This is a genomic window from Halioxenophilus aromaticivorans, from assembly GCF_042850945.1.
Lineage (GTDB): Bacteria > Pseudomonadota > Gammaproteobacteria > Pseudomonadales > Cellvibrionaceae > Halioxenophilus > Halioxenophilus aromaticivorans.
The window spans coordinates 3,875,461-3,897,456 of sequence record NZ_AP031496.1 but is presented as its reverse complement, the minus strand read 5'-3'; the positions used below and the strand labels follow the sequence as shown (position 1 = coordinate 3,897,456).

17 protein-coding genes and 1 tRNA gene are annotated in these 21,996 nt (G+C 51.6%); 11 read left to right on the top strand and 7 right to left on the bottom strand.

The window, feature by feature from the left end; all coding sequences use genetic code 11:
- Positions 1-304: 304 nt before the first annotated feature.
- Positions 305-392: transfer RNA gene (locus tag ACGHM3_RS16655), tRNA-Ser, on the top strand.
- A 764-nt stretch (positions 393-1,156) separates the two neighbouring features.
- Here ACGHM3_RS16655 and ACGHM3_RS16650 read toward each other — a convergent pair.
- The 4 genes from ACGHM3_RS16650 to ACGHM3_RS16635 form a co-directional block, all read right to left on the bottom strand.
- Positions 1,157-2,092: a fasciclin domain-containing protein gene (locus tag ACGHM3_RS16650; RefSeq protein ID WP_345425281.1), complete on the bottom strand. Its 936-nt coding sequence runs from the start codon at positions 2,090-2,092 to the stop codon at positions 1,157-1,159.
- 376 nt (positions 2,093-2,468) lie between these two features.
- On the bottom strand, positions 2,469-3,197 hold the full coding sequence (locus tag ACGHM3_RS16645; RefSeq protein ID WP_345425278.1) for a LuxR C-terminal-related transcriptional regulator: 729 nt from the start codon (positions 3,195-3,197) through the stop codon (positions 2,469-2,471).
- Between the two features lie 353 nt (positions 3,198-3,550).
- Complete coding sequence (fnr, locus tag ACGHM3_RS16640; RefSeq protein ID WP_345425275.1) at positions 3,551-4,291, bottom strand: fumarate/nitrate reduction transcriptional regulator Fnr; 741 nt, start codon at positions 4,289-4,291, stop codon at positions 3,551-3,553.
- Between the two features lie 202 nt (positions 4,292-4,493).
- Complete coding sequence (locus ACGHM3_RS16635; RefSeq protein ID WP_345425272.1) at positions 4,494-5,843, bottom strand: radical SAM protein; 1,350 nt, start codon at positions 5,841-5,843, stop codon at positions 4,494-4,496.
- Between the two features lie 415 nt (positions 5,844-6,258).
- Here ACGHM3_RS16635 and ACGHM3_RS16630 point away from each other — a divergent pair, with 415 nt between their 5' ends.
- Complete coding sequence (locus ACGHM3_RS16630; protein WP_345425269.1) at positions 6,259-6,408, top strand: hypothetical protein; 150 nt, start codon at positions 6,259-6,261, stop codon at positions 6,406-6,408.
- Positions 6,409-6,414: 6 nt separating this feature from the next.
- On the opposite strand, the gene ACGHM3_RS16625 is transcribed toward ACGHM3_RS16630, so the two are convergent.
- From ACGHM3_RS16625 to puuE, 3 genes are all read right to left on the bottom strand, one after another.
- A complete protein-coding gene (locus tag ACGHM3_RS16625; RefSeq protein ID WP_345425266.1) occupies positions 6,415-7,824 on the bottom strand; it encodes an amidohydrolase in 1,410 nt (469 codons plus the stop codon).
- 402 nt (positions 7,825-8,226) lie between these two features.
- Entirely contained in the window at positions 8,227-8,850 is a 624-nt protein-coding gene (locus ACGHM3_RS16620; protein ID WP_345425263.1) for a cupin domain-containing protein, read from the bottom strand.
- Between the two features lie 18 nt (positions 8,851-8,868).
- Complete coding sequence (puuE, locus tag ACGHM3_RS16615) at positions 8,869-9,777, bottom strand: allantoinase PuuE (RefSeq protein WP_345425260.1); 909 nt, start codon at positions 9,775-9,777, stop codon at positions 8,869-8,871.
- A 227-nt stretch (positions 9,778-10,004) separates the two neighbouring features.
- On the opposite strand from puuE, the gene ACGHM3_RS16610 reads away from it, so the two are divergent.
- The 9 genes from ACGHM3_RS16610 to ACGHM3_RS16570 all read left to right on the top strand — a co-directional run bounded on the left by ACGHM3_RS16610 (position 10,005) and on the right by ACGHM3_RS16570 (position 21,893).
- Positions 10,005-11,129, top strand: a complete 1,125-nt coding sequence (locus ACGHM3_RS16610) for a purine nucleoside permease (protein WP_345425257.1) — start codon at positions 10,005-10,007, stop codon at positions 11,127-11,129.
- The gene (locus tag ACGHM3_RS16605) at positions 11,122-12,135 is read left to right on the top strand and encodes an adenosine deaminase (protein ID WP_345425254.1); all 1,014 of its coding nucleotides are present in this window, start codon (positions 11,122-11,124) and stop codon (positions 12,133-12,135) included. Before ACGHM3_RS16610 ends, ACGHM3_RS16605 begins: the two co-directional genes overlap by 8 nt.
- Positions 12,136-12,286: 151 nt before the next feature.
- On the top strand, positions 12,287-13,504 hold the full coding sequence (locus tag ACGHM3_RS16600) for an amidase family protein (protein WP_345425251.1): 1,218 nt from the start codon (positions 12,287-12,289) through the stop codon (positions 13,502-13,504).
- Positions 13,505-13,507: 3 nt separating this feature from the next.
- Entirely contained in the window at positions 13,508-15,073 is a 1,566-nt protein-coding gene (locus ACGHM3_RS16595; protein ID WP_345425248.1) for a gamma-glutamyltransferase, read from the top strand.
- A 70-nt stretch (positions 15,074-15,143) separates the two neighbouring features.
- The gene (locus ACGHM3_RS16590; protein WP_345425245.1) at positions 15,144-15,980 is read left to right on the top strand and encodes a sulfite exporter TauE/SafE family protein; all 837 of its coding nucleotides are present in this window, start codon (positions 15,144-15,146) and stop codon (positions 15,978-15,980) included.
- A gap of 273 nt (positions 15,981-16,253) precedes the next feature.
- Positions 16,254-17,435, top strand: a complete 1,182-nt coding sequence (locus ACGHM3_RS16585; RefSeq protein ID WP_345426108.1) for an alanine--glyoxylate aminotransferase family protein — start codon at positions 16,254-16,256, stop codon at positions 17,433-17,435.
- A gap of 9 nt (positions 17,436-17,444) precedes the next feature.
- Positions 17,445-18,728, top strand: coding sequence for an allantoate amidohydrolase (locus ACGHM3_RS16580; protein ID WP_345425242.1), 1,284 nt, complete (start codon positions 17,445-17,447; stop codon positions 18,726-18,728).
- Between the two features lie 271 nt (positions 18,729-18,999).
- Positions 19,000-19,545: a heme NO-binding domain-containing protein gene (locus tag ACGHM3_RS16575; protein WP_345425239.1), complete on the top strand. Its 546-nt coding sequence runs from the start codon at positions 19,000-19,002 to the stop codon at positions 19,543-19,545.
- Complete coding sequence (locus ACGHM3_RS16570; RefSeq protein WP_345425236.1) at positions 19,542-21,893, top strand: response regulator; 2,352 nt, start codon at positions 19,542-19,544, stop codon at positions 21,891-21,893. Before ACGHM3_RS16575 ends, ACGHM3_RS16570 begins: the two co-directional genes overlap by 4 nt.
- The last annotated feature ends 103 nt before the right edge of the window (positions 21,894-21,996 follow it).

The window sequence follows — 21,996 nt, the reverse complement described above, 5'->3', positions numbered from 1 at the left end:
CAAAAACTAGATAAGCACCTGGGCCAGATTTCCCGATAAAAGGCGTAATGAATATTCATGCCGCCAAGTCGTTGATTCTGGTGGAGTCTTTGCGTATAGTTCCGGCCTCTTTCGAGCACACCCCCGCAGCGAGGGCGTGTTAGGCGACAAAAGTCACCGGTGAAAGACAGAATTTGGTGAGGTGTCCGAGTGGGCTTGCCGGAATAGAAAAAGCACTGCTTTTTCCCGGCAAGCGCGAGGTAGGACACCGAGCTGGGTGAGTGACAGGGACGTTACTTGCGACGAATACGAATAGAAAGAATTAGGTGAGGTGTCCGAGTGGTCGAAGGAGCACGCCTGGAAAGTGTGTAAGTCGAAAGGCTTCGAGGGTTCGAATCCCTCCCTCACCGCCATAAACAAAGCCCAGCGAATGCTGGGCTTTTTTATGCGTATGAGGGCGGGTGAGAACCCTCGCCGGTTCGACAAATCGCCGGGAGCGATTTGCACCGCTCGAAGAGCGCCCGAAGGGCAGGGCACAAGGACGTGCCCTGGTGAATCCCTCCCTCACCGCCATAAACAAAGCCCAGCGAGAGCTGGGCTTTTTTTCGTTTGTTCGATCGAAAATTGTGCCAAGCAACCTTCCCTGGTGATGTGTTCCGGCCGGGCCATGACGTGCAGGGATGCACTAATGCCGCGATTGCATGGATGCAAAGGAGCAGGCCCTTGGCCCGGCGTAAAAGCCTTTCGAAACATGTTTCGAATCGCGTAGCGACCGGCTTTTACCCTCGCCGGTTCGAGCAATTGCCGGGCCGATTATTGCTCCTGCATAATCGGCATTCGCCTCGGGGGCGCCTAGCCGTCCATGTGGCTTGAGCGATTTGCACCGCTCGAAGAGCACCCGAAGGGCAGGGCACACGGACGTGCCCTGGTACCTCCCTCCCGTTGGTTCGGTTGATTGGGCTTATTTCGTTTGTTCGATCGGACATTGCGCCAAGCAACCGTCCCTGGTGATTGATGCCGGCCGGGCCGTCCTTGGCCCAGCGTAAAAGCCTTTCGAAACACGTTTCGAATCGCGTTTCGACCGGCTTTTACCCATCCCCACCACAAAACAACGCCCAGCGAATGCTGGGCGCTAGATCTTTATCGATCTTTTACTGCTAAGCCAATCAATGAGGGTTTATGGATCAACAATTACAGCATCAATGACGTGGATAATTCCATTGGCAGTTTGGATGTCTGCCATGGTTACCACGGCTCCGCCTACGATCAATTCATCGGTAACGCTATCTATCTCAATCGGCAGTGATACGGCTTCGTTCAGAGTGGGTGCTGTCTGGCCATTGAGGCTGTAGGCCGTTATTGAGTCGACTTGGCCGCTGATGACGTGTTGCGTCAGGATGGCGGTGAGTGCAGGGATGTCCGACAACAGGGCTTCTACGGTACCTTGTGGCAGCGCGGCGAAGGCATCGTCGGTTGGCGCAAACACCGTGAATTCAGCCTCTGGGTCTGCCAGGGCAGCATCTAACTCGGCGGCTTGCACAGCGGCAATTAACGTATTGAAAGTGCCCGCGTCTGCGGCTACCTCAACAATGGTCAGTTCTTCAGCATTGACGGGGGCTGGTGGGATAAGCACTGCGTCTAGCACATGAATAACGCCGTTTTTTGCACGGATATCGGTGCGAATGACCGTAGCGGTATTCACCAGCAACTCGTCGCCATCCAGCGAAAGCGCAATAAGCTCACCATTGACCGTGGCGGTTGTGCTGCCGGCGGAATCGATGGCTTGTTGGCTACTCACTTCCTCGCCTAGAACATGGTAAGTCAGTATGGACGCCAGCGTATCCGTATCAGATAACAGCGCGTTTATAGTGTCCTCTCCTAACAATGCGAAGGCACCGTCGGTAGGGGCAAATACGGTAAACTCAGATTCGCTATCGGCTAGCACCTGATCTAGCCCGGTTGCTTCTAAGGCAGTGACCAGCGTCGTTAAATCGTCTTCTGCAACGGCGGCGTCTACTACGGTGTCCGGTAAATTATTGTCATCATCGCCGTCGCAGGCGGTAACAAGCAGGGCTAGAAATGCAATCAGAAAAGTATTTATTAATTGTCTCATGGTAATTATCTCCCGTTATGGTAGTGCCAATTACGACGGCGAAATAATTACGGTTTAATTTTTAATGCCAACTTTATTATATTTTAACGTCAAACTATTTGCGCTTTTTTAAATCTGAAAAAAGTGCCTGCTGCATACCATTAATTTTTGCAAAGCTGTAGAAGTTAATGAGTCGCCAGGCAATTATATAACGTATAAGATTGGTTTGCCGTGGCAATGAAGTTAACACGGAGCCAATGTTTAAGATAAATTAAGACTCGATAAATACCAGAACTCGTTCGCTAAAGTTAATTTGAGATCATTGTTTTACGAGCTTCAGGCACCTGTTGCTGAGTCAGCGGTGAGCAGGCCACCGCCGACGCTAAATGTGGCTCGGTCAATACGATACGTGAATCAACCCCCGGTTCAGGGCATTCACCGCCGCTGCGGTGATGTTTCTTGCGCCAAGCTTGCGCGCCAATTTGCGAGAGTGATAGTCCACGGTGTGTGATGAGATGTGCAGTTGTACGCCAATCTCTGCCTTGGTAAAACCTTTGGCAGACCACTCCAATACCTCTCTCTCCTTGCCTGTGAGCGTCATATAGGCGAAGGCTTTGGCACTGCTTTTTAACTGGCAATAGGCCAGATAAAAGTGTTGGCACAGCGCGTTAAGCTTGTGCAGTGTCTGTCGCGTTGGCGGCCGGCCTTTCAAGTCTCGGCCCAGGTCGACACTGGCCACCGCCCCGGCGGCCCCCTTTAAGGCTACGGTAACCCGGTCGTGGAAACCTCTCGATTCAGTGGATTGAATAAACTTTATCTGAGCTGCGCTGAGCTGGTCTGATGTTTTCAAGGCAGATAAAGTCAGAACGCCGTGGCCGTAAAAGCAATGGCTGCGAAACGGGTCCACGTCATCAAACTGTCCTTGGTTAAGTTCCTGCACCCAACTAGACATAGAGCTAACAAATAGCCCCCTAGAGGTTGGTAGGTTTAGGTCTGGATGATTGGTAAGCAAGCTGAACACGCAGTAGTCAAAGCCAAGGCTTTTGACCTCATTGTGCAATAGGTTAAACAGTGTCTGTTCGTTTGACGCTTCTTCACATTCGAAGATAAATTGATCAATGGTCATGGTTCCTTCCCCTCAGCGATGTTGGTGTCCCCAACCAAAATCTAGTGAAATCGCGTAGTTTTGTAATCGAGAGTTATCGATATTTAAGGGTATTTAGGATATTTCGTAGTCTATTTGCCAATAAGTAACGACTATCTTGGGAAAGATTGGTCAGGTAGCACTCGGTTTAGTGCGGCTTCACTCGGATAAGGCAACAAAAACGGAAGGGGTGGCCAATGCTAAGGGGGCGGCGTTAGTCAACGGTGGCTTGCACCTAGGGCAGGTCGAATGCGCAAAGTGGGCTGTGAACACAAGTCGCCGATGCAGTTTGCGTAGGGAAGGCTCACTGGGGTGAGCCGGAGTTAGGGTGGAGGCTAGCCCGCGTTGGAGGGTTGCTCTACATGTGAGCAGTGGGTGCCGGCCAATTCACTCAAACCCACTAAATCGGTAATGGTAATGTCTCGCTGATTGACCTCAATAAGCGCTTCTTTTTGGAAACGCCTTATCAATCGGCTCACGGTTTCTATGGTGAGTCCGAGATAGTTTGCTATATCGGTGCGGGACATGGACAAACGAAAATGCGTGGCGGAATAGCCGCGTTGAGAGTAGCGGCTGGATACGTTCATTAGCAGAGCCGCCAGCCGATCCTCGGCCGAACGTTTGCCCATCATTAGCAGAAACTCGTTGTTTTCTTGAATCTCTGCTGAGAAGAGATTGTAAAGCTGATTTTGCAGCGCCGGTACCTTTTGCGCCAAAGTCTCTAGCTGAGAATGGGGCAAGAAACACACGCTGCTGGTTTCTAACGCCTCGGCAAAGGTGTTGTGAGATTTACCGTGATAGGCGTCGAAGCCCAAAATTTCGCCAGGGAAGGCGAACTGGGTGATTTGGCTATCGCCGTTGCTGGCAATGACCACCGATTTGAAACTACCAGAGCTAATGGCGTAAAGCCCCTCAAATTGATCACCGGATTGATACAAGGCTTCCCCTGGGTGTAAGACCCGCTTTTGCTGCACAATGCCTTCGAGCTGGCCAATATCTTCACCAGATAAGGTGTGTGGTAAGCAAAACTTGCTCACAGCGCAATTACTACAGCGGACAAAGTTGTGGGTGCTCATGGTCTATTCACCTCAGGTAGGGCTCAGCGGTGTTTTTAAACCCATTGTGATGCGCGCTGGCGCAGACTCTAATAAAGGTAGGGTTGTATTGCCATCAGAGTAAATCGTATTTTTCTAATGGGCAAGGGGGAATTGCTGACTAGTTTGCCAGAAGGGGTAAATTTTGTGTTTGGCTGTCTCTGATTGGCCGGTCACATAATGGTTAATCTTTTATTGGGCATGGCGGGGATGCATTGGGCCAAAGAATGGCTTTAGCCACGGCGGCGGCTTGCCAGAGGCCGGTCGGTGTTAAACGAAAATCACTATTGTTATCAATTTCGTGGCGTTCTATGAACGGCGCGAGAAGTGCTAGCCCCTGCTCAAAGTAGTCGTCAAATCGGCGTTGCCATTTTGCTTCAAAGCCGTCTTTAAGCAGGGTTCCAGTGGCCAACAGCCCTGCCGCAACCTCCGCTCGTATTGCTTGATCGGATGACAACTCTAACCCCGCGTCACGGGCGTGGCCAAGCTGACTTATTCGACGGGTGTACTCCCGCAGTGAGGTACAATTCTGCCAGACAAACGGTTTTATAAGGCTGGCCGTGCCCAAACCTAGCGCCAGCTGATTGCTGTTATACGCGCCACGCTGATTAGGCCTGGCGACCTCTGGCTCAATAGCAAAGCAACCAGCGCCTGATACCGAGTAGCCTTGGTTTAGCAAATAGGTGGTAGCAATGTTCTGTAAATCGGTTATGGCTTGTGGTTTTGGCAGCAAGGCTGGTGTATTAGATAAGCCATAACTACCACTTTGGTGTTGCAACAAGTGCAGCGTAATGTCGTCTGGTTTAAAGCGAATTAAATGTTGTAGTGTCGCTAAAAACGATGCTGCACTCTGCGTGGGCAAACCGTAGATTAGGTCGATACTTACATCTGGAATTTCGGCGGCTTTGGCGGCCTCAATGGCGCTTTCAATTCGGTAAACGCTGTATTTTCGTTGAATAGAAAACTGTACCTCCGGGCTGAAATCCTCCAGGCATAGTCGAATACGGTTAAAGCCCAGTTGCTTTACAAGCTTGGCAAGGTCGTCGTCAAACGTTTTGGCTTCTACGGTTATGCAGAAATCTCTTTGCGTGGCCTCCGCCAAGTGAAAATGGCGGTTTAAGCATTCCAGGGTGCGAGCTAAATCACTGGCAATTAAAAACGTTGGGTTGCCCCCGGTAATAGTCAAAGAGTCAACAACGGGCTTTTTACCAGCATTGGTGCTGCTTCGATAAATCATCTCGCCATAGTGGGCTATTTCGCAGCACAGGTTATCGATAAAGTGCGATGCCAAACTGTACTGGCGGGTAACAACAGTATTAGCATTAAAAAACGAATGGCTATTGCTGGCAAATGGAATATGCATGGAAAGCGCCAGCGCAGGGCAGTTTTCAGCGGCATGCTGAATATCTGCAGTACGCGAAGAAATATCATCAAATGACGCTGCATACCAAAGCAATGGATTCTTAGATAACTGAGACTGACTCGTACTATCGATTTGGTCTTTATTTGAATTCAACTGTGCCGACCCTGCCATTTTTCTCACCTTGCTCTTAACCTGAAAACATTGCCAATTGCGCAACGATTGGGTTGGTCTGGATTTTATTATCGAATGGCTGCTTCTACTGGCGTCGATATCCGCAAGTGTTTTTACTCTCTTCGTTTTGCGGATAAGCCTTCGGTTATCTTGGTCGTGGAATGGCTATTTGGCAATTGCTGAGGCGGGGAATTGCCCTTCGATCTGCTTTAGATCAAACGAAATCATGGCCCGTTGTCCCTCGCTCTCACAGCTTGATGTGCGTCAAGGTTAACGACGCCTAAAGGACTAGGCTAAATACACGGCCTAAGCGGTCCATAACCGCTAGGGCCGAGCCCCGGCGGCCTGCCGGTGAATGAAGTGACGATGCCGTTGTTAAATAAGGCTGTTGTTAAATAAAAATGAGGAAAGAAAAATGTATTTCGATGGCGTAATTTTATTCAGTATTATTGTGGTTTTATTAACTGCTGGTGTGGTGACTTACGCGCTGAAGTTTATGTTCAGCCATATGCGCGAAGACATCCGTAAACATCCAGAAGAGTTGGTAGAACATAAACATTCCTAAGGCGTGTTAGTCTTCCAAGGCCTGTTGGATCGATTCGGTCACTTGGGCCACTCGCCGGCGCAATTGTTTTTCATCAATGGTCAATACCTCGCCGTTATGAAAAACCAGTTTGCCGGCTACCATGGAATTGATTAGGTCCCGTGCATCGGCGGTATAGACTAAGTGCGATTCTATATCGTGTACCGGTAGAGACCGCGTCTCATTAATGGACAGCTGAATGAGATCGGCTGCCATACCCGGCGCCAGTTGGCCGATACGGTCTTCTAGGCCAATGGCTTTTGCGCCAGATCGGGTAGCCAAACTCAGCGCCGTAGCAGCGGGCAGGGCTGTGGGGCTGTTATCGCGTAGTTTGTGGATCAGCGCTGCCAGTTTTATTTCCTCAAACATATTGAGGTCGTTGTTGCTGGCCGCGCCATCGGTACCCAAGCCCACGGCCACGCCGGCCGCTAGCATGTCGGTTACCGGAGCAATGCCGGAGGCCAACTTGGCATTAGAGGTTGGGTTGTGAATGGCGCCAAATTGCGCGCTGGCCATAAGGGGGAATTCGTCGGGCTGGGCAAATACCGCGTGGGCGCCAATCACCCGCACATTGCCCAATCTGTTCAGCGCGTGGGCAATGGGAGGGATGCCTTCTTGCTCGGAAATTTGCTCAAGTTCGGTATAGGTTTCCGCCAAGTGGATTGAAATAGGAGCCTTAAGCTCACGTGCGCTGTCGCCCACTTCCTGCAAATGTTGAGGGGCCACGGTGTAGGGAGCGTGGGGCGCTAGTGCTGGGGTTATCCGGTCATTTTTGCCTTGCCACTGCCGCACAAAAGCAACACCGGCGGCGTGGGAATCTTGCCAGCCTTCAAAACCTGGGCTGGGATAATCGATCATCGGTGCGGCCAGAATAGCCCTCAGCCCACAACTGTCTACCACCTGGGCAATAACTTCAGGGTAGAAGTACATATCCACGAAGGTGGTTGTACCGCTGCTGATCATTTCATAGCAGGCCAACTCGGCGCCAACGGCTATAAATTCTGGTGTAACAAATTCAGCTTCCAGCGGGAAGATGGTGTTCTGCAGCCACGTCATTAATTCGGTGTCATCGGCAATGCCGCGGAATAGCGTCATGGCCGTATGGGTGTGGCCGTTAATCAGGCCTGGCATAACCACACGCCCATCACCGGGAATGACGTGGGTAGATTGATAATCTCGATAAATGTCCTTGGCCGGGCCAACGGCAACGATTTCTCCGTTATCTACTACCACCGCGCCGTCTTCAATGACGCCTAAGGATTCGTCCATGGTTACCACGTAGTCCCCGGCCACAATTGTATCGACGCCATCCCGGCATGCGCTAAGCCCAAGGCTGCACAAGGCCACCAGTGGTAGACAACGGGCCAATAGTGCAATGCGGGGGAGGTAGGTTTTCACAAGCAAGTCTCTCTTTCTAGGCGAGGTGCCATTTTGAGTCCAATAGGTTTAATCCGCAACCGGTGGTGCCAAGCCCAAATAAGCGGCAGCCATTGTGTAGGCTTTAGTTTTAAATTCCGGGCTGTGGGCATTGAAAAATCGATGCAATTTTCGACGCGCCCGGTTTTATCGGCCTATTCAGCTACGGCCCGTCACGGCAAATGGGGCTTTCGGTTGAATACGATTTTGGCTCCTAGTTTTTAGCTCCTAGTTTTTGGGTCTTAGTTTTTAAGCCCTATGTTTGAAGTAAGTGAAGCAGGTCATTAAATTTAGAGCACTGAACCCCGTTGGCTCGCTGGGCCGGATGATTTATCCGGCCCTTTTATTTGGGGCTTAAGTATGCCTTTAGAAAACCGTTTAACGTTAATCTCGGGTAAAGGTTTCTATCAATGCTTTGTGTTGTGGAAACTGCCGGGTTAGTTCATCTCTTTTACCCAGTGCCATATCTTTGTAGTCGAATCCAGGCGCTACTGCTTCGCTGATTAATCCGTAGCGGCTACCCGTTAATCTTGAGGCTTTCCAAGTGCCGCCGGTGACCGTCATTTGCAGTTGATGGCCGAGCGGGGGATTGGGCCCTAGGGTCACCGTGCTTAATGCGCCATCCGGGGCGATGAGAAAATAGTCGATGGGATCGCCCAGATGGAAAAAATGGATAATATCCGAGCGGTTTAAATGCCAGTGGCCAATGGGCGATTGCGCGGTTAGCAGATAATAAATCGAGGTCAGGGTGAAGCGTTCACCCTGTTCGGTTTTAATCATGGAGCGATGATCGGCTTGAAAGGTCCGTTTAAAGTATCCGCCCTCGACGTGTTGTTCTAATTCCAAGGTTTCAATCAATTGTTCTGCGCTGGGGCTGTGTGGCATTGCCGAGGAATCTCCGAAACTGTGGTTGGCCGCAACGGCCAGCAGTGCCACGGCGAGGGCGTGGCGCCAATTGCTGGCCCTGTATCTACCGCCTCTAATTATAAAAGCTACGAGTTGTGTCATTGAGAGGCCTCTACCGCGCTAGCTTTGGGGCGGGTGGGTTGATCGCCAGTGGCGGGCGATATCCAGGCGCGTGGCCACCCAGATATCGTCAAAGCCCGTGATGTAATCCAGAAACCGTTGCAACGCCATGGCTCGGCCGGGGCGCCCGGCCAGGCGGCAGTGTAAGCCAATGTTGAGCATTTTCGGTGCCTGCTCACCTTCGGCGTATAAAAAATCAACACTGTCCTTGAGGTAGTTAAAAAATTGCTCACCGCTGTTAAAGCCCTGGGGGGTAGCAAAGCGCATGTCGTTGCTGTCCAGGGTGTAGGGTAGGGTCAGTAATGGCTGGTCGAAATCGTAGCACCAATAGGGTAGGTCGTCGGCGTAGGAGTCCGAGTGATATTCAAACCCGCCGTCTTCGGCCACCAGCAGACGTGTGTTTGGGCTATCTCGGCCGGTGTACCAACCCAGGGGCCGGCTACCCGTTAGGTCAGTGTGCAGGGCCACGGCATCGGCCATCATCTTACGCTCTTGCTCTATGGGCATATCCTGATAGTGAGTCCATTTCAATCCGTGGCTGGCAATTTCCCAGTCGGCCGCCAGCATAGCGTCCACAGCGTCGGGGTTTTTAGCCAATGCCTGAGCCACCCCAAACACCGTTACCGGCAGTCTGCGTTCGGTAAACAATCGGTGCAATCGCCAAAAGCCTGCTCTACTGCCGTATTCGTAAATGGACTCCATACTCATATGACGTTGACCGGCATAGGCTTCGGCGCCGACAATCTCGGACAGAAATTTCTCCGATGCCGGGTCACCGTCTAACACGCAGTTTTCGCCGCCTTCTTCGTAGTTAATAACAAACTGCAATGCTAGGCGTGCGTTGCCCGGCCAATTGGGTTGCGGAGGTTGGTTGCCGTAGCCAATGAAATCTCTGGGGTAGAAGCTCACAGAAGGTCCTTAGGTTGCCTGATGATGGGCGGGCAAATAATGGTGCTTTAAGAGTGAATAACCTTTGCGTTTGCCCGAGCTTGGTGCGTCTTATTGCGTAACGTTGGCAAGACGGCACCGATGAATGGGGTTATTCAAAAAATTGACCAACTAGACAATATTGGCATTGTGTCTGCTTGTTTAGGGCCAGCACAATAAATTAATACAGTATCGTGAAGGAGCAAACAGTGAAACAGTTTCGTACCGGCCTTGGTGTTTTGGCGCTGGCAACCCTTGCAGGTTGCGGCGAAAAAGCCTCTGACCCTGTCGTTGAAAATGAGGCGGCAGCCGTGGTGGAGGTAACAGCCGAAGCGCCGGTAGAGGTTAAAGTGGTTGTTGTGACCATGTTTGAAATCGGTGAAGACATGGGTGATACCGCCGGCGAGTTTCAGCTCTGGAAGGAGCGCGCCGGCCTGAACACACACTACGACTTTCCCCAGTCATTCCACGATTTGTATATAAACAGCGAAACCGGCGTGTTGGGCATGGTTACTGGGATGGGTACCGCGAAATCCACCGCGGCCATTATGGCGCTCGGCCTAGACCCTCGGTTCGACCTGTCCAACGCCTACTGGCTGGTGGCAGGCATTGCGGGCTTTGACCCAGCGGATGGCTCAATCGGCTCCGCCGCCTGGGCGGAATATTTGGTGGATGGTGATTTTGGCCACGAAATCGATGCCCGGGAAATGCCAGAGGATTGGGAGACCGGTTTTATTCCGCTCTTTACTAAAGAGCCCTACCAAAAACCCAACCCCATGAATCAGGGCGAAATGTTCCATATTAATGGCGATTTGGCGCAGTGGGCGTTTGATCTGACCAAAGATTTGCCGCTGCCGGATGACGACAAGATTGCCGAAATGCGCTCCGAGTACAGTGCTTTTCCCAACGCGCAAAAGCCGCCCTTTGTCATGTTAGGGGATAACCTTGCGGGGATGACCTTCTGGCACGGTGAGTTGATGAACGACTGGGCCAACAAATGGGTTGATTATTGGTCCGAAGGCGAGGGCGAGTTTGTCTCCTCCGGCATGGAAGATACCGGCACCGCCCAAGCGCTGTTTTATCTGGATCGCGCAGGTTTTGCCGACTACGACCGATTGATGGTGCTGCGTACCGCCAGTAACTTCACTATGCCGGTGGAAGAGGGCCAGACTGCGGCCGAGAGCCTCACCGGCGAAGGCGAGGATTACGCCGGCTTGGGCTTGGCCCTAGAGGTGGCCTACCAGGTGGGCAGTACCGTGGTTGAAGAAATCACTAGCAATTGGGACACCTATAAAACGGCTATCCCTAGCACAGAAGGCAGCAGTGATGAGTAGCAGCGCCGAATTAAAACAGTTGGTGCGCAGGCTTCCTAAAACCGAATTGCATTTACACATTGAGGGCTCTTTGGAGCCCGACATGGTGTTCGCCTTGGCCGAGCGTAATGGCATTAGCTTACCCTACGCCTCGGCGGCGGAGCTGGCGCAAAAATACGATTTTGAAAATCTCCAGTCGTTTTTAGATTTGTACTACCAAGCCACGGATGTGCTGCAAACCGAGGAGGATTTTTTTGATTTAACCTGGGCCTACCTGCAACGCTGTGCCGCTGAAAACGTGGTGCATGTTGAAATCTTCTTCGACCCACAAAGCCATACCGATCGAGGCATTCCATTTGCTGAGGTGGTGCAAGGCATTGATAGAGCGTTACAACAGGCGCAATCGGAATTAGCCATTAGCAGCCAGTTGATTATGTGTTTTCTGCGTCACCTGCCGGAAGACTCTGCCCTGGAAACCTGGCAACAGGCGCAACCTTGGTTGCACCTTATCCACGGCGTGGGCCTAGATTCTTCCGAGAGCGGCTTTCCGCCAGAGCTATTTCAGCGGGTCTTCGCCCAGGCTCGCGCCGCCGGTTTAAAGTGCGTGGCCCACGCCGGCGAAGAGGGGCCAGCCGACTACATTGAACAGGCGCTGGATTTACTGGCGGTGGATCGCATAGACCACGGCGTGCGCATCACCGAAAGCGACACGTTAATGCGTAGGGTGGCCATTGAGGGTATCGCGTTAACGGTGTGCCCCTTGTCCAATGTACGCCTGTGCGTCTATGACCAGCTCGCCGATCACCCTCTGCTGTCGCTGCTCGACGATGGCCTACAGGTCATGATTAACAGCGACGACCCAGCCTATTTTGGGGGTTACCTATGCGCCAACTACGATGCCGTGATTGACGCGCTGGCGCCGAATCAGGCACAGATAGTGCAGTTGGTGAAAAACAGTTTTGCAGCCAGCTTTATGCCGGAGGTAGAAAAACTGGCACGCTTACAGGAGATAGACGCATTGCTGTAAACATTATTTGCAAAGTTGACCATATGGACAGGATATGAAAGAATCCTGTTTATTCTTTGATCGCACCCCGCGACAATTTTGGGAAACCCCAGCCCTAACCTGCACGCTGTTTGTGCAGGCCATCCGCAACGATTAACGAAGGCCGCCCCTTATGAGTGCTACAGCACCGGAATATGTCTGTCTGGTCGATGACCAAGTTCGTCGTGCTCTGGCTGTGGAATCCCAAGGCTTCGAGCAGTCTGCAATATTGCAAGGGCTAAGCGTTGGCGTAAAAGACTTGTTGGACATCGCAGGCCTGCCCACCGCCGCAGGCAGCCCGGATTGGGCTGCCAGCCATAAGCAGCCAACGATCACTGCGCAATGTGTACTGCGCCTAGTCGCGGCTGGTGCTCAGGTACTGGCAAAGACGCAAACCGATGAGCTGGCCTACAGCTTAAACGGCCTTAATCACAATTACCCAACGCCGATTAATCCAGCCGCCCCCCAGCGTTTGCCCGGTGGCTCTAGCAGTGGTTCCGCCGTGGCTGCGGCCAACGGATCGGTGGCGATTGGCTTGGGCACTGATACCGGTGGCTCTATTCGTGTGCCGGCCAGTTACAACGGTTTGTTTGGTTTGCGCCCCAGCCACGGTGCCGTGGCTGTGGAGGGTTTGGTTGCTCTGGCGCCTCGCTTCGACACCGTGGGGTGGATGAGCAGAGATTTCGCCACCCTCCACAAGGTCGCCCAGGTGTTGTTAGCGCCGGGGCAAAAATCCGACTTCAAACAACTGGTTGTATTCAGCCCAGAGGGCATTGGTTCGGGTTGGTCGCAAGTGGCCCAGGGCTTGGTGGAAGCGGCAGCACCCTATTTTAATGATGTTTGCCTGCACGCTTTACCGCAATCGGTCATGGCCGGTGTGAGCGAGGCTTTTCGTGTGCTCCAAGGCCGGCAAATTGCACAGCAACACGGCCAGTGGCTAAAGGATTGTCAGCCCTCCATTGCGCCGGACATTGCCAGTCGCTTTGCTTGGAGCGCCACCCTCACCGAAGCTGACGAGCAACAGGCTGAGCATGAGGTGCAGGAATTTGGCAAATTTTGGCAACAGCAATGTGGTATCACCGGGGATACCCTGGTGGCTTTGCCCACAACCCCAGGAGCGGCACCCTTGCTCGATTGTTCGGCCGACGACTTGGCTGATTATCGCAATCAGTTAATGGGTTTAACCGCACCGGCCGGAGTGTTGGGTGCGCCGCAAATTTCATTACCCCTGCTGCAAGATCAGCAAGCTCCCTGGGGCCTGTCTTTTATGGCTGGCAAAGGCCGAGACCAGGCACTGTTAGCAAAAGTCCAGTCTTTGTTGCCGGCGTTAGATGGTTTAAAAGGCGATTAATTTATGGCAAAAGTTGCGTTTACCGCGCCGCACCGTAGAGCGGCAGAAATCGGATTCGAAATATTAAAAGAGGGCGGTACTGCCGTGGACGCCATGGTGGCTGCCGCTGCCGCCATCGCCGTGGTTTACCCACACATGAACAGTTTAGGTGGGGATGGTTTTTGGCTTATCCAGAAGCCTGGCAAAGCGCCGGTTGCCATCGATGCCTGTGGCAACGCCGGCAGTTTGGCGAAGATTTCTGAATACCAGGCACAAGGCTTGAGTAACCGGGGCGGCCGCGCGTGCATTACCATGGCGGGCACGGTAGCCGGTTGGCAGCTGGCTCGTGAGTGGGCTGGCATAAAGAACGGCTTTCCCCTAGCGCGCTTGTTGGGCCCTGCCCAAGAGCTAGCGGCGCAGGGAATTAAAGCAACTGAAAGCCTACAGCGCGCCAGTGAAAAGACCTTTGCTGAACTCAAAGAGTTAAACCACTTTGCGTCGATTTTTTTGCCCGCGGGCAAAACCTTGGTAGTAGGCGATACGGTAAAAAACCCGGGCTTAGCCGACATGCTAGAGCACCTGCACCGCTCTGATCTTGGCCTACGAGACTTTTATCAGGGGGATATCAGCAGCAGTATTGCCTCTGGACTGCGCGCCGCTGACAGCCCCATAACCCATGCCGATCTGCAGCAGTATCAGGCCGAGATGGTAACGCCTCTGAGTGCCACCACCAGCAAAGGGCAATTATTTAATATGGTTGCGCCCACCCAGGGCGTGGCCTCGCTCATGATTCTAGCGCTTTACGATCGGCTTTATCAAAGCCATTGGAGCGAGGCCCAGCGAGTCCATCATCTGGTGGAGTGCACCAAGCTGGCGTTTGAAATTCGGGACCGTGAAGTCTGCGATCGCCGGGCCATGACCACCCCGGCTCAGGAATACTTAGAGCCCACCAGATTGGATCAAATGGCGCTGCAAGTTGACGCCCAGCGCGCCGCGCCCTGGCCCAAGCAAGCCTTACCAGGCGACACGGTTTGGCTAGGCGCTTTGGATAGAGACGGCACATTGGTGTCGTTTATACAAAGTGTTTACTGGGAATTTGGCAGTGGCTTGGTGATTCCGGATTTGGGGTTGGTGTGGAATAACCGCGGCATCAGTTTTGCTCTGGAGGCCGGTCATCACAACGCATTGGCCCCTGGTAAAAAACCGTTACACACGTTAAACCCGGCTTTGGCTTTGCTAAACGATGGCCGCCGTTTTAGTTATGGCACCATGGGCGGCGAAGGCCAACCGCAAACCCAGGCGGCTTTATTTACCCGGCATATTTACCAGCAAATACCGCTGGCCGATGCCATCGCTCAAGACCGTTGGCTGTTGGGCCGAACCTGGGGTGAGTCCAGTAATAATTTAAAACTGGAACAGACTTTATACGAAGATATTGGCCCGGCGCTGAGTAAACAGGGGCATGATATCGAAGCCCTGCCCAGCGGCAGTGAATCCATGGGGCATGCCGGCGGAATTATTGTATCCAGTAACGGCGACGTGCAAGTTGCCACCGACCCGAGAAGTGATGGCGCAGCTCTTATGGCCTAATGGGTTTAATCCTGTAAGGGAAGAACGACGTTTCAACAAAGTTTTATTGTGTTTTGCTAAGGAGTAACCCTTGCCCGAATTATCGCAAGAATTAACCCAATTTATCCCGGTGATTGTAGCGCTTATTGTTACCGGTGTGTTTGCTGGACTGTTGGCAGGCTTGTTAGGCGTGGGCGGCGGTATTGTTATTGTGCCGGTGCTGTATTTTGTATTTCAGGGCCTTGGGGTGGATGCTGCCAGTGCCATGTTGGTCGCCACCGGTACTTCTCTGGCCACTATTATTCCAACCTCCATTTCGTCCATTCGCGCTCATCACGGCAAAGGCAATGTCGATTGGCCTTTGCTAAAACGGTGGGCTGTTTTTATGATATTAGGCGTGTTGATCGGCAGTTACTTAGTCACTGTGGTTAACGGTAACTTCTTCAGTCTGCTGTTTGGGGTGTTAGCGGTACTAGTATCCTTGAATATGTTATTGCGAGCCAACGCCGCTCCTTTAGCGCAAAGCCTGCCGGGAATGTTTGGCCAAGGCATTATGGGCAGTTTAATTGGGTTTTTCTCGGTAATGTGTGGTATTGGCGGTGGTACCTTGGGCGTGCCAACGTTGACTTCCTGCAACTACCCAGCGCACAAGGCAGTGGGTACCGCAGCAGCTTTTGGTTTATTGATCGCTCTGCCGGGCGCCCTAATGATGTTATTGCAAGGCTCCACGCCGGCGGATGCGCCGGCGGGTACCTACGGCTTGGTAAACCTGCCGGGTTTAATTGCCATTGTGCCGCTGACCGTTTTCTTTGCCCCCATCGGTGCAAGCCTGGGCGCAAAGCTTAATGGAGCTATGTTGAAAAAAGTGTTTGCCGTGGTATTAGGCATTACCGGTGTGCGCATGTTGATTCAAGTGGCCATGCAATAGTGGGCTTGCAATAGACGGCTCGCACTAGTGTCCTAAGAATTCAGCGCCGAACGCCATTGCGAAATAAAGCACTTTTGATGGGTTTTAATTTCGACTTTTTGTTTCGGTTTTTTAATTCTTAAAGGATTGGGTCTTCGCCACTGATGATCATTGAACCGCAGTCAGATTTCTAATTTTTCTCCGCCCAGCCATGGTTTGGGCTGTTTCCGTCCTTGGAGTAATACCGTGTCTATCGATCGCTTCGACCAAATCAATCCGCCGGCAAGGCTGCTCATGGGGCCGGGACCTATTAATGCGGACCCTCGAGTACTGCGTGCTATGTCGGCGCAGTTGGTGGGCCAGTACGACCCCGCCATGACCGGTTACATGAACGAGACCATGGCTTTGTATCGAGAGATATTTCAAACCCAGAATCAATGGACGCTACTGATCGATGGTACCTCTCGCGCCGCCATTGAAGCCTGTTTGGTTTCGGCATTAAGCCCCGGAGATAAAGTGTTGGTGCCAGTGTTTGGTCGTTTTGGCCATTTATTGGTGGAAATATCCCAGCGTTGCGGCGCCGAGGTGCACACACTGGAAATACCCTGGGGCCAGGTAGTGACCGCCAAACAGTTGGAAGACGCCATCGTAAAAGTGAAACCGAAACTGGTCGCCACGGTGCAAGGCGATACCTCCACCACGGTGCTGCAACCATTGGCCGAGCTGGGCGAAGTCTGCCAAAAGCACGGAGTATTACTCTATGTGGATGCCACGGCTTCCATCGTAGGTAATGAACTACTCACCGATGCTTGGCATTTAGACGCCGTATCCTGCGGCTTGCAAAAATGCTTGGGTGGCCCGTCTGGCAGCGGCCCAATCACGCTGAGCCCAGCTTTTGTTGAGCACGTTCGTAATCGCCGCCATGTAGAAGCGGGCATCAAGGCGGAGCATCACACCGACAGCCAGGGCGCTATCATTCGTTCCAATTATTTTGATTTGCCGATGATCCTAGATTATTGGGGAGAAGAACGACTAAACCATCACACCGAAGCCACCACCATGCTGTACGGCGCGCGGGAATGTGCACGTATTGTGCTGCAAGAGGGATTGGACAAGTGCATTGCCCGGCATCAGCTTAATGGCGAGGCGTTAGCGGCGGGATTAACAGGCATGGGATTGGAGCTTTACGGTGACCAGAGCAACCGAATGAACAATGTGGTGGGCGTGGTCATTCCTGCCGGTGTTGCCGGCGAAGCGGTTCGCAGCTCCATGCTCCACGACTTTTGTATTGAAATCGGTACTTCCTTTGGCCCGCTGCAGGGCAAAATTTGGCGCATCGGCACCATGGGCTACAACGCACGCAAAGACGCGGTATTAACTACCCTGGCAGCCCTAGAAAACGTGTTGCGCCGGGCCGGATTTAACACTTCACCAGGCCGTGCAGTGGATGCGGCACTCACCGTTTACGGAGCGTAGGTTACTCATTTGGTTATTGCAGAAATTTACGAACAAGCAGCGCGTCGTGTGTTAGAGCGCTGTGAGCGGTTGGCAGCTTTAAGCGCCTTACCAGACGGCATTTTGAGAGCCTATCTTACGCCGGAGCAAAAGCAGGCTAATGCCCAAGTTGGCCAGTGGCTGACCGAAGCGGGTATGTCCACCTGGCTGGATGCGGTTGGTAATATCTGGGGCCGTTACGAGGGAAAGAAAGAAAATGCGCCTGCGTTAATTCTGGGGTCGCATTTGGATACCGTACCCTACGCCGGCCGCTATGACGGCATCCTTGGGGTACTAAACGCCATTGAGCTGGTGCACATGCTGCACGAACAGGGCCGACACCTACCTTTCGCCATTGAGGTGGTGGGCTTTTGCGATGAAGAAGGCACGCGCTTTGGTTCGACATTAATTGGCTCGAAATCCGTCGCCGGCCACTGGCAAGACGACTGGTTAGCATTGGAAGATGACCATGGCATAACGCTTGCGAAAGCGTTGCACAATTTTGGTTTAGACCCCAATCGCTGTGCCACTGCCGGACGTCATTGCGATGAAGTGATTGGCTATTGGGAAGTGCATATTGAGCAGGGGCCAGTGCTTGAGGCCGAGGATCTACCACTGGGGGTGGTGACCGGAATCGCCGGTGCTCGGCGCAGTAATATTCGAGTGTCTGGCCAAGCCGGGCACTCTGGCACAACGCCTATGCATTTAAGAAAAGATGCACTGGCTGGTGCCGCTGACATTATTTTAGCCATAGAAAATACGGCCAAAAAATTTGGCGGTGATGTTGTCGCAACTGTAGGGCAGGTATTCGCCCGCCCTGGCGCGGTTAATGTGATCGCCGGCGATGTTATTTTGTCTTTGGATGTGCGTAGCCAAAATGACACTGTTCGTGATCAAGTTTTGTTGGCCATTAATGATTCCGTAGAAGCCATTGTCGCCCTACGTGGCTTAACGTTTTCTTGGGCGCACACGCACAGTGCGCCAGCAGTTTTATGTGACGGTAAGTTTCAAGCCATCTTTGCCGACGCCATTGCTGCCACAACCCACGCACGGTTGGCGTCGAAATTCTTGCCCTCGGGTGCCGGCCACGATGCTATGGCCATGGCGGACCTATGCCCGGTGGCGATGTTGTTTGTACGTAGCCCTGGCGGTATCAGTCATCACCCTGACGAGGGCGTCATTCCCCAAGACGTGTCTTTGTCGCTGTCAGTAATGATGCAGGCGTTGGAATCCTACGCTGCAACGGCTGAGTTTTCTGAGTTCCTTGGCCATTAATAGTTTTCCTGAAAAGTTACGATGGCTTTTTTAGGGCGTCAAACCAAAACAGTTGGCACATAGATCATCGTATCATTACTGTGATCGTCGTCATTCCACCCAGTTTAGACTTTAAAATTCTTAACAAGTCTCTTTACCAAAGCATTGCGCGCTTGTAGTAAAAACTCTTCTATACTTTTTATTAAATAAACCACTTGGCGTATAAATTATTTATTCGCCCTGGGTTGTTTAATTCAGGCTTTTATTCGTAAAAAGTAAACAAGGGGTGCCAATGAAAGGTGTTGTCTTTACCGAGTTTGCTCAATTGGTTGAGGCTAATTGGGGGGCGGATATGATGGACGATATTATTGATGCTGTAGAGCCAGCCTCCGGCGGTGCTTACTGCAGTGTTGCCAGCTACGAGTTTTCCGAGTTGGCTGAACTGCTTGCCGAGCTGAGCCGCCGAGTTGATGTGCCCGAAGCCGATTTGCTGCTGGCGTTTGGGGGGCATTTGGCGGATGTGTTTTATAAAAAATTTCCGGCCTTTTTCGACGAACACGACAACCTATTTGATTTTTTGAAAAGCGTCGATGAGCATATTCATGTGGAGGTGCTAAAGCTGTATCCCGATGCCAGCTTGCCGAAATTTCGGTACGAGCAGTTGTCCGACGATCACTTGGTGTTTCATTATCAATCGGAACGCCCCTTGGCGGATTTGGCGGTTGGACTAATATCAGCCAGTGCTAAACACTTTCAGAAAGATATTGAAATTGATCGCCAATCACTAGATGGTGGTCCTTTGTTTAAAGAAAAGTTTAACGTACGAATCGTTTCATGACGGATTCAGTTGAACGCCTGAAAAAACGATTGGAGCGAGAGCGTAAGGCGCGCTTGCAAGCGGAGGAGTTACTAGAGACCAAAAGTATCGAGCTCTACAATACTAACCAGAGATTGTTAGAGCTGACACGTAATTTGGAAGATGAAGTTCGACAGCGGACGGAAGACCTACAGCAGGCCCGCGACCAAGCATTGGCCAATGCCAAGGCCAAGAGTGAATTTTTGGCCAATATGAGTCATGAGTTGAGAACACCTTTAAACGGTGTGCTTGGCATGCTGTATTCATTGCGTAATTGCGACAGCGTTACGCAACAGAAGGCCATAATAAAAACAGCAATGGATTCCAGTAAGTTGTTGATAACCGTCATCAACGACATTCTAGAATTCTCTAAAATAGAGTCGGTCGGTGTGGAATTAGAACAAATAGATGTGGATCTACGAGAATGCGTTGAATCCATAGCCCACAGTTTTTCGGTCAGTGCTCGATCCAAACAACTGGATTTGGTCACGTTGATAGATCCTAATACGCCGCGTCTGTTCCGTGCGGATGGCTTCCGCATACAGCAAATTTTAAGTAATTTTATCTCCAATGCGATTAAGTTTACCGATTCGGGCTGCATTATTGTAAAGGTCGGTTACCTTGGTGCCCAGCGGGTGCTGATTACGGTAAAAGATACCGGCATTGGCATTGCCACTGAACAGGTCTCGCGTATTTTCTCGGCCTTTAACCAAGCGGATAGCTCGGTCACTCGGAAGTTTGGCGGCACGGGTTTGGGGTTATCGATTTGTAGTGGTATCGCCAAAGCCATGGGCTGTGAAATTCGATTGGATAGCAAGCCCGGGCAGGGGTCTGAGTTTTCTTTTTTAGTTAAGTTGAAAGAGGTCGATACAACTTCCATCAGCCAGGAGATACGCCAGCAGGAATCTCGAAAGGTGATTGCCGTGGTGAGCGATAACCCGCTTACCGTTGATGTTTTTAAACGCTTGTTTGAAAGCCAGTCCAATGTTGATATGCAATTTTTTGAAACCATTGCCAGTCTAAAATCCTTGGGTTTTGCGGTTCGCTCACCAGAGGTAGTGTTTGTGGATTTTCAGGGCAAGGTTATGGCAGAAATTAAAAAAGACGAATCCGCATTGGACGTCCCCAATACCCGGGTCACGCGTTTGTTGCATTATGACCAACTGGGCGAGGCTGGGGTGGATGATCATTTGGAGTTGCTTAAACCGTTGCGCAACCAAGAAATATACGATGCTGTATATCAGCCTCAGTTTTTACTAAAAATCAACGGTCAAGACTCTCGTCAGGTGGCCCGTTTCAATAATAAGCAAGTGTTGGTAGTAGACGATAACCTAGTCAACCTGCAGGTGGCTGAAAATCTACTGAAAGATTTCGGACTAAGTGTGGAATTGGCGAAAAATGGTCAAGAGGCCGTTGATTTTATAAAAACTACACAGTTCGATCTGGTATTTCTAGACGTGCAAATGCCTGTTAAAGACGGCATTACCGCGGCGAAGGAGTTGCGTTTTTCCGGTAAAAGTTTAGAGGATCTGCCCATTATTGCTATGACTGCTCACGCCTCTCGAGAGGATCGGGTAAAGAGTTTGGCGGCGGGCATGAACGATCACATTACCAAACCACTGGACCCGGCGGTGATCGAAAAGTTACTGATCCACTATTTTGACGTTGATCACTATGAAACAGCCGATTCCCAGGTACAGGAGGGTTCATCGGCGAGCGGCTTGCCAAACATCGACGGCTTCAAGCTAATCGAGGCGTTGGAACGTCTTAGTGGCAATCGTCAACTACTGAAAAAACTGCTACTGAATTTCTGCAAAATGTATGAATCTGCCGGTGATACGCTGCAAGCTAAATACGACGACGGTGCTTTAAACGATGTGCAGGCACTGGCGCACCAGATCAAAGGCGCAGGTGGTAATTTAGGCGCGACGGAAATCTCGGCCGCTGCTGGTGCCCTGGAGCGAGCCTTAAAGAATGATGAGCATGATTCATTGCCATCATTACTTCAACAGATGAGTCGTTGTTTGGACTCTCTGCCCAAGTTGAATAAAGCCATTCTTGATCTAACCGATACTACCAGCCCAGCGCGGCCGGCAGCTGAAAAAGCCGCCAACGTAGAGCCGGAACAAGTCATAGAGATGCTGTCTGGTATTCAGAAAAAGCTGAATTTGGATTACACAGAAAGCGAAAATTTGGTGGCAAGTTTTTGTCGTTTGTGCAAAGGTTCAGACTTTGATGCATTGGCCCAGCAAGTCGAAACCTTGTTTGCTGATTTTGAATACGAAGAATTAGAAAACGTCATCAGTGAATTTATTGAAACTCACTCCTAGCCCGCTCCGTTTGGTGCGATTCGCGCTCCAATTCTCTTGCGTATTCGTTTAATTTCCACTGGTGGCCACCCGCAGATGGCACCACCACGGCGAAATCTATAAA